Raw genomic sequence first — 13,186 nt, 5'->3', positions numbered from 1 at the left:
CTTATGATAAAATGGACATGTTCATAATAAAGCAGGTGAATGCGGATGATATACATAGGAGTCACAGGTTGGGGAGATCATGATACCCTTTATGAGAATATCTCTCTACGTGATAAATTAAAAGAATATGGAGCCCATTTTCCCATCGTAGAGGTAGACACGACGTTTTACGCGGTCCAGCCTGTTCGCAATGCTGAAAAATGGGTACGAGAAACACCGGAAAATTTTAAATTCATTGTAAAAGCTTATCAGGGGATCACCGGGCATCAGCGTGGAGAAATCCCCTTCGAAACAAAGGAAGACATGTTCCGTGCATTCAAGGATTCCCTTCTGCCATATGTGAAGGCAGATAAATTAGCCATGGTCCTGCTGCAATTTCCACCATGGTACGACTGTAAAAAAGAGCATGTCGCATATATCCGGTATTGCAGGGAGCAGTTAAAGGACTTTCCCCTTGCACTTGAATTCCGTCATCAGAGCTGGTTCAGACCGGAGTATCGGGAAAAGACCTTATCCTTCATGGGAAATGAAGGCTGGATCCACAGTATTTGCGATGAACCACAGGCAGGAGAGGGGTCTGTACCTCGGGTGCTCGAAGCCACCCATAAAGAGGCTACGCTCATTCGGTTTCACGGCAGGAATCTGTATGGATGGAATAAACCGAATGGGGAAGACTGGCGTGAGGTTCGCTATCTTTATCGCTACAATCGTGCCGAACTGGAAGAGTGGATTCCTCACATTCATCGCTTACATGAAAACTCGAAAGATTTATATATTTTATTTAACAATAATTCTGGAGGAGACGCCGCAGCAAATGCGAAAGAACTGATTGAATTGCTGGGCATCGAGTATGACGGGCTTGCACCGAAGCAGCTGGATCTTTTCTAATGACAGGAGATGAAAGATAGATGGAATGGATTGTTCTTCTATCCATTGGACTTTTAGCAGGGGCGATCGGTTCCCTCGTCGGACTCGGCGGTGGTGTGATCGTTGTACCTGCCTTGATATACTTTGGTACATATACAACCTTGATAGATGGCATGAACCCTCAAACGGCTGTAGGTACTTCTTTGGTTATTATGATTTTTACGGGATTATCATCCACCCTTGCTTACTTGAAGCATAAAACCGTCGATTATAAAAGCGGCTTGATTTTCTTTGCCGGGAGCGGACCTGGTTCCATAGTCGGTGCGTGGGTGAACAAAGGCTTGAATATGGAGAGCTTTAATCTTTACTTCGGAATTTTCATGATATTGATAGCCGTGATTCTGATGGTGCGGAATAAATTAAAGCCCATTGAAAAATTCAGGAATGCATCCTTCCAACGGGAATTCACCGATCCAAGCGGAGAGACATTTCGCTACGGATATCCTCCTGTCCTGGGTGCGGCCATTGCCTTTGTCGTCGGCTTCACATCCGGATTATTCGGCATTGGAGGGGGCTCATTGATGGTCCCTGCCATGATCCTGATCTTCTTATTCCCACCTCATGTGGCCGTGGCAACGTCCATGTTCATGATTTTTCTGTCGGCAATTGTAAGTTCTGGCACACATGTCCTGTTCGGGAATGTTAAATGGCTCTATGCACTCGCTCTCATCCCGGGAGCCTGGATCGGCGCAAAGATCGGGGCGTATATCAACACGAAGCTCGAATCCAAAGTATTGGTTAGTGTATTGAGAATTATTTTGATATTAATTGGAATTCGGTTGATTTATCAAGGAATGACAGGATAATATACCTCCTATAGGAGTGAACGACTTATGAGAGAAACCATTCATATTTATCATACGAACGATCTTCACAGTCACTTTGAACATTGGCCCAGGATCAGAGATTTCCTCAAACAGCGAAAACAGCAGCATGTGATGGACGGGGACTCTGTGTATGTATTCGATATCGGAGATCACGTTGACCGATGGCACCCTTTGAGTGAAGCGACGTTGGGACTAGGGAATGTAGAGTTATTAAATGAAGCGGGGTACGATGCCGTCACAATCGGCAATAACGAAGGGATCACCCTTGATTATGATGATTTAAACAATCTCTATAAAGATGCCGAATTTGATGTGATTGTCGGGAACCTGCTGGATCAGTCATCCGGGCGTCCCGACTGGATAGATACTCACCGGATTTATCAGACGGGTAGAGGAGGGAAGATTGGTGTCATTGGATTAACGGCCTATTTCAAGCCTTTTTACGAAGCGCTCGGCTGGAATATCACTTCACCAATAGATGAATTAAAGAGATTGGTTGACGAGCTTCATCCCAAAGTGGATATGATCATTCTGCTTTCGCACTTAGGAATCAAGGATGACGAGATGATTGGGGAGCAATTCCCTGAAATAGACGTCATTCTCGGTGCACATACCCACCATGTATTACCTGTGGGCAAAATGGTGAAAGGGACCATGCTGGGTGCCGGAGGGAAATATGGTCACTACGTCGGTCATGTGACCATTGAAGTGGATACGGCTACAAAGCAAATCGTAGAAAAAAAGGCAGTGTTATATGAACAGCATGAACTTCCTTCAGTTGAGGGGGAAGAAGAGGAGATTCTTGATTGGATTCGCAAGGGGGAAAAATTATTAGAGCAAGAGATTACCCGGCTGAAAGCACCTCTCCCAGTCGATTGGTTTCAGCCATCCCTCCTTCCTGACAGGCTTTGTGCAGCACTTGTGGAATGGTGTAGTGCTGATTGCGGATTCTTGAATTCAGGTCTTCTTATGGATGGTCTTCATGAGGGAGCAGTGACAAAGCAGGATTTGCATAGCATCCTTCCCCATCCCATCAACCCATGTATGATCTGGATGAAGGGAGCTGAGCTGAAGGAAATCATTAAGCAGACTCTCAATGAGGATTGGCCGAATCTTGAAGTGAAGGGCCTTGGGTTCAGGGGGAAAGTGATGGGTAGATTTGTATATTACAATATTCATTTCAGTAACCATGATATCCTGATTGGAGACTCCCCGATCGAGCCTTCAAAAATGTACAAACTGGCGCTTCCTGATATGTTCACTTTCGGTCACTTCTTTCCAGACCTTCAAAGGCTTGAGAAAAAGTACTTTATGCCGGAGTTTTTACGGGACGTTTTGGAATGGAAATTAAAGCAGTAAATAGGTCACCGTTTCTTCATTCATAACATACATATGAGTGAAGGGAGCGATGAAATATGATGAATGTATCTCCAATTACCATTGGAGGACATACCTTTACAGCCATATCTGTTGAACTTCCGAAAACCAATCTCCTCGTCGTGACGAGTGAAAAAGGATATATCATGTGTGGGGCACTTGATGTTGCGCTGCTGAATGAGAAGTTAAAGGACAGGGGGATCATCGCCGGAAGAGCGGTCGGTGTGAAAACCATTGATCAGCTACTGGATGCGCCACTGGAGTCCATCACCTACGAAGCTGCGAATCTCGGTATCCATACAGGGATGGCTGGCAGGGATGCGCTGTTAAAGATGATATAAAAGTTGAGAATGACCAGTGCTCATAACAGAGTAACTGGTCTTTGTTATGGGAGAAAGAGAATCATTAAGGGGGAATTTGAGCTATTGGTAGGTGGATCCCGCATGTAGAAAGGGATTTATCACATTTTCACATTGCTGGTATAAGGATAATTGCGTCAAAATCGACCGTGATTGCGTCATTATATGATTTATTGCGTCAAAACCGACCGTAATTGCGTCATTATTTTAATTATTGCGTCAAAGTCACCCGCAATTGCGTATTTTAACAAAAAAAGGAAATTGAGTCCCGTATCTAACCCGCTTCACATCCAAAAAACCCCATCTAATCCCCCTTATTTCTTCAATATTCTTTCATGAATATTTAACCAAATACACCTTGCAAGATCATTTTTATCCTTTATAATGGAGATACTAGGAAATTTTGTCGAAAAATGAAAGAATTACATAGGAGAATTCTATGAGGCTTATATCAACTCGGGCTTTAAAACCCGGCATGGTTCTAGCTACAACGGTATATAATATGAGAGGTCAAGCTTTGATTCATGATAACGTTCCTATTACAGAACGCATGATTTACAGGTTGAAGGAGCTTAGTATTCAGTATGTCTATATTGAAGACTCTCTTTCCAGTGGAATCCATGTAAAGGGGTCCGTTTCGAGTAAAGTGCGGCAGCAGGCGATCCAAAATATTGAGACGGCCTTCAATCAAATAAGTACCTCTAAAGAGCAGCCAGGGTTATTCATGATTGAGAATAGTGCCAAGCAGTTGAAACAGGTGATAGATGTCGTCCTGTCAGAGGTCAAGGCGAACCATGATCTTCTCACCATTTTGACAGATGTGTTTACATATGACTCCTATATTTTTCATCATTCATTCAATGTAACGTTATATACGCTTTCCATCGGGCTTGAACTCAAGCTGTCCCAGAAGCAGCTGGAGCAGCTTGGAGTGGGGGCGATCCTTCATGACATCGGCAAGATGCTGGTTCCTGAAGAGATCCTTCTCAAGCCGGGTAAACTCACAGAAGACGAATTCTGTGAAATCAAGAAACATTCGGAGCATGGCTTTGACATTCTGAGACAGCTTCATTCTGTATCCCTGATCATCGCCCATTGTGCGTACCAGCACCATGAGAGGCTCGATGGCTCCGGTTATCCACGGGGGATCAAGGGAGAAGACATTCATCCTTTTGCAAAGATCATCGCTGTGGCCGATGTATTTGACGCCATGACTTCGAATCGAGTTTATAGAAAAGCCATGCTTCCTCATCAGGCATTGGAGGTCTTGTATGCGGGTTCTGGATCTCTGTTTGATTCCCAGGTGATCGAAGCCTTCCGTTCATCGGTGGCCATCTATCCTACTGGAATGATCGTCGAGCTAAATGATGGGAGGAAAGGGATCGTCACCGATCAAAATAAAGGGGTGACGGACAGACCAGTGATCCGTATCATCGAAGAGGGCGGCGAGGAACTGAATTCTCCTTATCCTTTGGATTTAAGCAAGGAACTGGATAAGGTCATTACAGGCTTTGACCCCGATTATGAACCGCAATCTCTGAAGATTACATAAATTTTTGCGTTAATCTCTCCTTACCAAGCATACAAATAGCTTGTAAGGGGGGATTTTTTTGTCAAAGTTCAAAACCTACAAACCCCGAAGAGGAGGTCCACTGCCTTTTCGACATGTGATGATCATTACATTTTTGTTTTTTATGATCTCAACTGGATTTGGATTATGGATCATTAACAAAGGGTTGAAACCGACCCTTCTTGCTTATGCCGAGACACAGACCAGCAGGATTGGTACCCTGGTGATTAATAAAGCGATCAATAAGAAGATTGCCGATGTACTGGATATTTCGGATATAACTGAAGAAGTGAAGAACCAGGAAGGCGATATCGTTTCGTTTAAATACAATACGCAGACCATCAACAGGGTCCAGGCAGAAATCACGAATCTGGTCCAACAGAATCTTCAGGAAGCTGAGGCAGGGAATATTGAAAATCTGGAGTTCCTCACTGAAGTGGAAATTGATGAAGGGAAGTCGAAAGCATCGAAGGGCATTACGTATTCCGTCCCTCTAGGTCAGGCTACGAACAACGTTTTACTCGGAAACCTGGGGCCGAAGATACCCATTCGCTTTCATTCCATCGGTGACGTGCGTTCCGATGTGAAAACGACGGTAGAGCAGTTTGGCATCAATAACGCAGTAGTGAAAGTATTTGTGGAGCTTGAAGTAAATGTACAGATCATCATCCCATTTGCAACGAAAACCGAAACGATTAAGCAGGATATCCTGGTTGCCATGGGAACGGTTCATCTGGATGTACCGCAATTTTATAACAATGGTGGAGGAGATTCCGGACCATCCATTGAAATTCCCACAAATTAGTACGGAAAAAAAGTTGTCAAAAGAATGATAGTTTGTTATATTAATAAAGAAAATTTTATAACACACCACATCATCAGTCCGATGGGGTAGAGGCGCAGGGTTCAAGAGTAATCTGTTCGAGGATGACAACGAAGAAAACAGATGAAAGGGAATCTTTGCCGAAGTAAATATGCTTGTCAAAGGGATATTTGCTGGGGTTGTCTTGAAGAAGGATAACACTGTCATTATAGGGAAATCTCTATAATGGGGAGCTACAGATCGTGATGGAGCACTTACGTTACTAACAAAGGTAATGATAGTTTCTCTATCGTTGCCTTTTTTTATTATCCTCTGTCATGCTACGATGGTTCCCCCCTATCAAATAGGAGGAGGACACTATGGAAAACACGATTTACTCATTATTACCACCCCTTTTAGCCATTCTTATGGTTATACTCACAAGACGGGTCCTGCTTTCATTGGGAGTAGGGATTGTCGCATCTGCCTTTCTGTTGGCGGATTTATCAATACCCAAAACATTCAGCTTTATATGGGACGCCTTTAAGGGTATCTTTGTCGCAGATGGCGGACTGAATACCTGGAATGTCTACATCATTTTCTTCTTACTCATTCTCGGTGTTATCACGGCATTTGTGAATATCTCAGGCGGAAGCCGCGCGTTCGGTGAATGGGCGATGAAACGAGTGAAGACAAGGCAGGGTGCACAGCTTCTGGCTGCGGTATTAGGTATCATCATTTTTATTGACGACTATTTCAATGCCCTTGCTGTCGGTCAGGTTTCAAGGCCCATCACCGATCGTCACAGAATTTCACGAGCAAAATTAGCTTATATCATTGATTCAACTTCGGCTCCGATCTGTGTTGTTTCACCTATTTCCAGCTGGGGAGCTTATATTATCGGGATCATCGGTTCGATTCTTACTGCTCACAGTATCACGGAATATACGGCATTTTCAGCTTTCATTCAAATGATCCCGATGAACCTTTACGTATGGGCAGCAGTCTTACTTGTTGTAATGGTTGCCTATAAGGGTCTTGATTTCGGTAAAATGAAAGAGCATGAAGTACGTGCCATTGAAACCGGAGATCTTTATGATCCCGGCAAAGAAATTCCCGGTGAATTGAAAAACGATCTTCCAGTCAGCTCAAAAGGATCTGTGGGCGATCTTGTCTGGCCGATTGTGGCTCTTGTCATCGGTACAGTTTCCATGATGCTATGGACTGGTTATCAAGCGGTGGGATCCTTTGATCTACTGCCTATTTTTGAAAATACGGATGTTACCAAATCGTTACTATACGGTGGATTATTCGGACTTGTGGTTGCCCTGATCTTCTTCCTTCGCCAAGTAAGCCTAAAAGGAATTGAAGGAAGTGCTCTAGGAACGGCTGTACTGGAAGGAATCAAGTCCATGCTTCCGGCTGTTTACATCCTGATCTTTGCCTGGACCATCGTCACGCTTATCGACCAATTGCAAACAGGAACGTATCTTGCCGGTCTGGTAGAGCAATCTAACTTACCGATGCAGGCACTTCCGGTCATTTTATTCCTTGTTGCCGGAATCATGGCCTTCTCAACGGGAACATCCTGGGGATCGTTCGGAATTCTCCTGCCGATCGCCGGAGAAATTGCTGCAGCGTCAGATGTAACGATCTTACTTCCTGCCATGGCAGCGGTGCTTGCGGGATCTGTTCTGGGTGACCACTGTTCACCGATCTCAGACACGACGATCCTTTCCTCTACAGGTGCAGGAAGCAACCATATCGATCACGTCATCACGCAGCTTCCATATGCGATTATTGGTGCGGTAGTAGCCGCAATCGGATACCTGGTATTAGGATTTACGGGAAGCACCATCTTGGGACTCGTGGTTGTCATCATATTAATCCTGGCAATCGCATTTCTGTTCGGTGAAAAAGCAAAGCCTGCATCTGCAGAATAATGGAAATGAAGACCAGAAGCCAAACGGCTTCTGGTTTTTTTTCTTGTATGGAGGATGAATTCACTTTATGATTCTATCGCCTCCCATTCTCCAAATTCCGACAAAATTCTTATAGTGAAATAGTACTGCCGGATTTTTGTGAAATTCTTATGAAATCACTAAAATAAAGCTTTGACAATTGTCCCGGAACTAGCTATACTGACTTTAGATTATAAATAATCTGAAAATATAAAAATTTCAAATACCTATTAAATGGTAGTTGGAAAGAACTAGGGGGGAACAGCATGGAAAATCGTGCACAGTTTGGTACACGGGCAGGATTTATTCTAGCTGCTGTCGGATCGGCAATCGGTCTAGGGAACATTTGGCGTTTCCCGGCAGTAGCGTATGAAAATGGCGGGGGAGCATTCTTCATTCCTTATTTATTCGCTCTTTTGACAGCAGGGATTCCATTATTAGTACTTGAGTTTACAATCGGTCATAAGTACCGTGGTTCAGCACCTTTATCTTATTTCCGTCTTAATAAGAAAACAGAATGGCTTGGCTGGTGGCAGGTATTAATTGCCTTCGTCATCTCCACCTATTATGCCGTCATTATCGCCTGGGCGATGTCGTACAGCGTATTTTCTTTCAACTTAGGTTGGGGAAAGGATACAGAATCCTTCCTGTTCAGCGATTATTTAAAACTTTCGGTTGATGCAGGTCAGACGGGAAGCGTGGTTCCAGGAGTATTCATCCCGCTTGTCATCGTATGGGCCGTAACACTTGGTATCCTTTTCAAAGGAGTAAAGAAAGGGATCGAAGTAGCGAATAAAATCTTTATTCCAGCACTTGTTATCTTATTCTTAATTATTGTTGTTCGCGCTTTAACGTTACCTGGGGCGATGGATGGACTTGATGCATTCTTCAAACCTGACTTCAGCAAAATCGCTGATCCTGGCGTTTGGGTGGCAGCATACGGGCAAATATTCTTCAGCTTATCCATTGCCTTTGCCATCATGATCACGTACTCAAGTTATCTTCCGAAAAAATCGGATATTACGAACAATGCCTTCATCACTGGCTTCAGTAACTCAGGCTTTGAATTATTGGCCGGTATCGGGGTGTTTGCCGCATTAGGTTTCATGGCTCAATCGCAAGGTGTTGGTGTGCAGGAAGTAGTAAGTGGCGGCGTAGGACTAGCGTTTGTCGTCTTCCCGCAGATCATTAACGAATTCCCGGCATTCAACGAAGTATTTGGTTTCTTATTCTTTGCTTCGCTGGTCCTTGCCGGACTGTCATCGTTAATATCGATCTCAGAAACGTATGTAGCAGCAGTCTCTGAGAAGTTCGGGATTTCCCGTAACAAAGCCGTTCTATTCGGTGGAGGACTTTCAGCTGTTATCTCCATTCTTTTTGCCACACAGGGCGGACTATTGTTCCTGGATGTAGCAGATTACTTCATTAATCAATTCGGAGTGGCGTTTGTAGGATTAGTGGAAGTGGTAGTAATAGCCTGGTTCCTTCGCAAACTGGGAGCATTCCAATCCCATGCGAATGGAATTTCTGATATCCAGCTTGGTGCATGGTGGAAAGTATGTTTAGGTGTTATCACACCGATCGTCCTTGGTTGGATGATGTTCGGATTATTCAAAATGAACCTACTGAAAGAATTTGAAACAGAAACTGGAAACTATGGAGGATACTCTGATACTTTCATTATGTACAGTGGATGGTTTGTAGCGGCATTTGCTATCCTGGCAGGAGTAGCCTTCGGATTTAAACGCTGGCATGCCAAATCGGATGCTGAAAGCTATAAGGAGGTAAGCTAACATGACTGGTAGCGCAATTGCAATGATGGTGGTCGGGATGGTTATCATCTGGGGTGGATTAGCAGCTAGTATCATGAACGCTGTTTCCAAATCGAAGAAACAGGTATAAAGGAAGAAGCAGACGATGGATCCTCCATTGTCTGCTTTTTTAATGTTTCCTGCTTTCGATTCTGTCCTGGCGCTCCCACATTCGTAGATGGGGATACGGATCAAACGACCATTCTGTCAGGCCGTTATCCTTGTACATACCGTAATGCAAATGGGGAGGGAATTTTCCTGACGTTCCCGGAGGTCCATAACCTGAACTTCCGACCCCGCCTATTACCATGCCAGGCTCGACCACCTGTCCTACATGAAGATCTTTGGCAAAACCACTCAAGTGGGCGAAGTAATGATACGTGTTATTGATGTCACGGATCCCAATGCGCCAGCCTCCATAACGGTTCCAGCCTTTCATCTCGATGATGCCGTATGAGGTGGCTCTCACCGGTACACCATAATCAGCGAATAGGTCCGTCCCTTCATGGATCCTTCTTCCGCCCCAACCTCGGGCATCCCCCCAGGTGTTCCGGTAACTATAGTTAAATCTCAGGGGAAGGGGAAAGGCTTTTTTATTCAAATGAATCGTTCCGTACTGTTTATATATTTTGGCATTTCCCATGATGATACTGACGGTTTTATCCCGTTTGTAATAATCCCAAAGTGCCAGCTTGAAGTTATCGCGATCGATACCATATCTCAGTATGAAGTCTGTTAAGGAAGCAAGAATATCTTCATCATTTTTCAGACTTGCTTTCCCATCCAGGTCTCCGTCCCGACCGATTCCATTGAATAGTGCAATGGTTTCCGGATTCTCATCGTCAGAGCGCGGATTCAGAGGGCCAATCCACTTTTCGGGTTCCATATAAATCGAGATATAAGAAGAAGGCTTTTCTCTATCTTTCCGGGCGAACCGGAGACTTCGTTCATATTGATCAATGGCAGCTAAGTAGTACCAGGGAATATGAGTCAAGGCCTCGCTCTTTTGAAACAATTCCATTCTTTTGGTGTATATCTGCTCATCCGTAAGCTTTTCTGCTGCAAAGCCCTGAGTTGGACTTATCACGAAGGAGAAAAGGACAATGAGTATGACCAATCTTTTGTACAAAATCATCCCTCCATTTTTAGGGGCCTATTTGTAGTTTGTATCGTTCATCGGGATTCATAATCATCAATAAATGGTAATAGGGTATCGCATGCTTGTTTTCACTTTTTTAGTATGATAAAGTGACAAAAGAAGTATATTGATGATGGCTTTTTTACATAGGATGAACGATACAGCGTTTCACTCTTTGCCTAAGTCAGAATTATTTAGGATTGGAGATGAGGGGTATGAGCAAGAAAGATGAACATATTCGTAAACCGGATTGGCTTAAAATTAAGCTGAATACGAACGATAATTATATGGGCTTGAAAAAAATGATGCGTGAAAACAATCTTCATACAGTTTGTGAAGAAGCTCGCTGTCCGAATATTCATGAGTGCTGGGGAACAAGACGTACGGCAACTTTCATGATCCTGGGGGATATTTGTACACGTGCCTGCCGTTTTTGTGCGGTTAAAACAGGTCTACCAACTGAATTGGATCTTAAAGAACCAGAACGTGTTGCGGATTCCGTACAATTAATGAATCTGAAGCACGTGGTTATTACGGCTGTTGCCCGTGATGACTTAAAAGACGGCGGATCACAAGTTTTTGCTGAAACCGTTCGAGCCATTCGTCGTAAGAGTCCTTTCACTTCCATTGAAGTACTGCCTTCAGATATGGGAGGGGTTTTTGATAATATTAAAACATTAATGGACGCAAAGCCCGACATCATGAATTACAATGTCGAAACGGTCCGCCGCCTGACTCCAAGAGTTCGAGCACGTGCGACCTATGATCGTACATTGGAATTCCTGCGCCGTGCAAAAGAACTGAATCCTGATATTCCGACAAAATCAAGCATCATGGTTGGTCTTGGGGAAACGAAGGAAGAAATTCTTGAAACGATGGATGATTTACGCGCCAATCATGTTGATATTGTGACTTTGGGTCAATATCTGCAACCATCGAAGAAACACTTGAAGGTTCAAAAGTATTACCATCCAGATGAATTTGCCGAACTCCGTGAAGCCGCTATGGAAAAAGGCTTCAGCCACTGTGAAGCAGGACCGCTTGTCCGTTCTTCTTACCATGCCGACGAGCAGGTAAACGCAGCAGCCAAAGCAAGACAAGCCAAAGGTGAGCAGGAAGTTCAAAACGCATAATTTCACATAACAAGAAAAGGACTGACCTGTCGGAGTTGCACTCTTACAGTCAGTCCTTTTTGTAGCAGATGGAGATTAATCCATCATTTTATCAGTACCTGTATCAGTGTAGTCATTACGTTTCTGACGGTCCATGTTGATTTTATGGGTGTCATCATCACGCATTTCGTATTGATCAGATGTCATTTCGCCGTTGGCATTCTCTCCGGAATCGACATTTCTTCCTTGTGGAGAATCTTTCAGCATTAGGTTGATGGTGTCGTCAATGGCTGTATTGGCGTTTTTGCTGTCACTATCCATTTTGGCCAGGTTTTCGACATTCCGCATCAAAGACTTATCATCGGTCACATAGACATGGTACCAGCGTGGGATGACGGACATGGCCGTTTTCTTTACTTGATCGGCTACTTCAAAGCGGCCGTCTTTATCTTTTTTGTCGGTCACATAGGAGACAAGAACTTCTTCATCCGTCACAAGGGTAGAGCAATCCTTCACGTCAGGAAGAGCGACACTCATCTTGCTGATGCTGTCTGCTACCTGTTCGCGATTGATGCTGTACATATCCTTCGTAGAGATGTTCTGACCACCGGTGGGACTTTTCTGCTGTCGGACGTAACCGAAGTCTTCCCCTCTGTGGGCTCCTTTTTTGGTCCAGCTGTCTTCGTTATACAGGTCTTCCCTGTCTCTGACGTTGATTGTATTTCCATTATCGTGGAACATTTCTTCATTGGCCGTGTCAATGCCATTACAGGCAGTTCCGATTAGCGTAATGCTCAGAACCGTCGTACCTAGAATTAATTTATTCAACTTAAACACCCCCTATTTGATAGGGTGACCATCTCGTATGGTAATTTTTCATAGAAATTAATGGACAATCCGTTATAATTTAAGATAAGGAAACGAAAGTGGGTGGACAGAGGTGATTTGCGTGCAGAACACATGCTATGAAATCGTCGACGAATTCAGAGATGGATTCAACGAAGAAGCGTTTAAGGAAAGATATAGCGATATTTTAAGCAAGTACGATTATATCCTCGGCGATTGGGGATATGGACAGCTCAGGCTGAAGGGGTTCTTTGAAGATCACAATCAAAAGGCTTCTTTCGATACAAAGGTAAGTACTCATAAGGATTATTTATATGAATACTGCAATTTCGGATGCGCTTATTTTCTCGTGAAGAAAGTCAATAAATAAAGGGAAAGAAGAGGCAGGGACAAAACAAAATCTATACACTCTAAAGACGAACAATGAGATTACGTGTTACACCGCTGTTGATTTCC

At 43.9% G+C, this 13,186-nt stretch carries 13 protein-coding genes and 1 riboswitch; of the genes, 11 read left to right on the top strand and 2 right to left on the bottom strand.

Annotation, left to right across the window (positions count from 1 at the left end; all coding sequences use genetic code 11):
- Nucleotides 1-45: 45 nt before the first annotated feature.
- From SLH55_RS11970 to SLH55_RS11930, 9 genes are all read left to right on the top strand, one after another.
- Complete coding sequence (locus SLH55_RS11970) at nt 46-888, top strand: DUF72 domain-containing protein (RefSeq protein WP_219166188.1); 843 nt, start codon at nt 46-48, stop codon at nt 886-888.
- Between the two features lie 20 nt (nt 889-908).
- Entirely contained in the window at nt 909-1,733 is an 825-nt protein-coding gene (locus SLH55_RS11965) for a sulfite exporter TauE/SafE family protein (protein WP_219166189.1), read from the top strand.
- A gap of 27 nt (nt 1,734-1,760) precedes the next feature.
- Nucleotides 1,761-3,113 (top strand): bifunctional UDP-sugar hydrolase/5'-nucleotidase, encoded by a 1,353-nt coding sequence (locus SLH55_RS11960; protein ID WP_320323515.1) that lies wholly within the window; start codon nt 1,761-1,763, stop codon nt 3,111-3,113.
- Between the two features lie 56 nt (nt 3,114-3,169).
- On the top strand, nt 3,170-3,472 hold the full coding sequence (locus tag SLH55_RS11955; protein ID WP_219166191.1) for a YunC family protein: 303 nt from the start codon (nt 3,170-3,172) through the stop codon (nt 3,470-3,472).
- A 457-nt stretch (nt 3,473-3,929) separates the two neighbouring features.
- On the top strand, nt 3,930-5,042 hold the full coding sequence (locus SLH55_RS11950) for an HD-GYP domain-containing protein (protein WP_320323514.1): 1,113 nt from the start codon (nt 3,930-3,932) through the stop codon (nt 5,040-5,042).
- Nucleotides 5,043-5,100: 58 nt separating this feature from the next.
- Nucleotides 5,101-5,865: a sporulation protein YunB gene (gene yunB / locus SLH55_RS11945; protein WP_219166193.1), complete on the top strand. Its 765-nt coding sequence runs from the start codon at nt 5,101-5,103 to the stop codon at nt 5,863-5,865.
- A 79-nt stretch (nt 5,866-5,944) separates the two neighbouring features.
- Nucleotides 5,945-6,127: riboswitch (Lysine riboswitch) on the top strand.
- 115 nt (nt 6,128-6,242) lie between these two features.
- The gene (locus SLH55_RS11940) at nt 6,243-7,805 is read left to right on the top strand and encodes a Na+/H+ antiporter NhaC family protein (protein WP_219166194.1); all 1,563 of its coding nucleotides are present in this window, start codon (nt 6,243-6,245) and stop codon (nt 7,803-7,805) included.
- Between the two features lie 284 nt (nt 7,806-8,089).
- Nucleotides 8,090-9,616, top strand: coding sequence for a sodium-dependent transporter (locus SLH55_RS11935; protein ID WP_320323513.1), 1,527 nt, complete (start codon nt 8,090-8,092; stop codon nt 9,614-9,616).
- A 1-nt stretch (nt 9,617) separates the two neighbouring features.
- Nucleotides 9,618-9,725 (top strand): methionine/alanine import family NSS transporter small subunit, encoded by a 108-nt coding sequence (locus SLH55_RS11930; protein ID WP_201714229.1) that lies wholly within the window; start codon nt 9,618-9,620, stop codon nt 9,723-9,725.
- Nucleotides 9,726-9,764: 39 nt separating this feature from the next.
- On the opposite strand, the gene SLH55_RS11925 is transcribed toward SLH55_RS11930, so the two are convergent.
- Entirely contained in the window at nt 9,765-10,769 is a 1,005-nt protein-coding gene (locus tag SLH55_RS11925) for a M23 family metallopeptidase (protein ID WP_219166196.1), read from the bottom strand.
- Between the two features lie 218 nt (nt 10,770-10,987).
- Between SLH55_RS11925 and lipA the strand changes: the two genes are divergently transcribed.
- Nucleotides 10,988-11,905, top strand: a complete 918-nt coding sequence (gene lipA, locus SLH55_RS11920) for a lipoyl synthase (RefSeq protein WP_079532004.1) — start codon at nt 10,988-10,990, stop codon at nt 11,903-11,905.
- A 75-nt stretch (nt 11,906-11,980) separates the two neighbouring features.
- Here lipA and SLH55_RS11915 read toward each other — a convergent pair whose 3' ends face one another.
- Nucleotides 11,981-12,721 (bottom strand): YhcN/YlaJ family sporulation lipoprotein, encoded by a 741-nt coding sequence (locus SLH55_RS11915; protein WP_226677028.1) that lies wholly within the window; start codon nt 12,719-12,721, stop codon nt 11,981-11,983.
- 103 nt (nt 12,722-12,824) lie between these two features.
- On the opposite strand from SLH55_RS11915, the gene SLH55_RS11910 reads away from it, so the two are divergent.
- On the top strand, nt 12,825-13,100 hold the full coding sequence (locus SLH55_RS11910; RefSeq protein WP_206856811.1) for a YutD family protein: 276 nt from the start codon (nt 12,825-12,827) through the stop codon (nt 13,098-13,100).
- Nucleotides 13,101-13,186: the final 86 nt, after the last annotated feature.

The sequence above is a fragment of the Rossellomorea sp. YZS02 genome, from assembly GCF_033963925.1.
In the GTDB taxonomy this organism is placed as follows: Bacteria; Bacillota; Bacilli; order Bacillales; family Bacillaceae_B; genus Rossellomorea.
This window is presented reverse-complemented; position numbering and strand designations above follow the sequence as displayed.

Coding starts and splice junctions, on each gene's coding strand:
- SLH55_RS11970 (WP_219166188.1), top strand. CDS start 46: ATGATATACATAGGAGTCACAGGTTGGGGAGATCATGATACCCTTTAT.
- lipA (WP_079532004.1), top strand. CDS start 10,988: ATGAGCAAGAAAGATGAACATATTCGTAAACCGGATTGGCTTAAAATT.
- SLH55_RS11925 (WP_219166196.1), bottom strand. CDS start 10,769: ATGATTTTGTACAAAAGATTGGTCATACTCATTGTCCTTTTCTCCTTC.
- SLH55_RS11950 (WP_320323514.1), top strand. CDS start 3,930: ATGAGGCTTATATCAACTCGGGCTTTAAAACCCGGCATGGTTCTAGCT.
- SLH55_RS11930 (WP_201714229.1), top strand. CDS start 9,618: ATGACTGGTAGCGCAATTGCAATGATGGTGGTCGGGATGGTTATCATC.
- SLH55_RS11940 (WP_219166194.1), top strand. CDS start 6,243: ATGGAAAACACGATTTACTCATTATTACCACCCCTTTTAGCCATTCTT.
- SLH55_RS11960 (WP_320323515.1), top strand. CDS start 1,761: ATGAGAGAAACCATTCATATTTATCATACGAACGATCTTCACAGTCAC.
- SLH55_RS11955 (WP_219166191.1), top strand. CDS start 3,170: ATGATGAATGTATCTCCAATTACCATTGGAGGACATACCTTTACAGCC.
- SLH55_RS11965 (WP_219166189.1), top strand. CDS start 909: ATGGAATGGATTGTTCTTCTATCCATTGGACTTTTAGCAGGGGCGATC.
- SLH55_RS11935 (WP_320323513.1), top strand. CDS start 8,090: ATGGAAAATCGTGCACAGTTTGGTACACGGGCAGGATTTATTCTAGCT.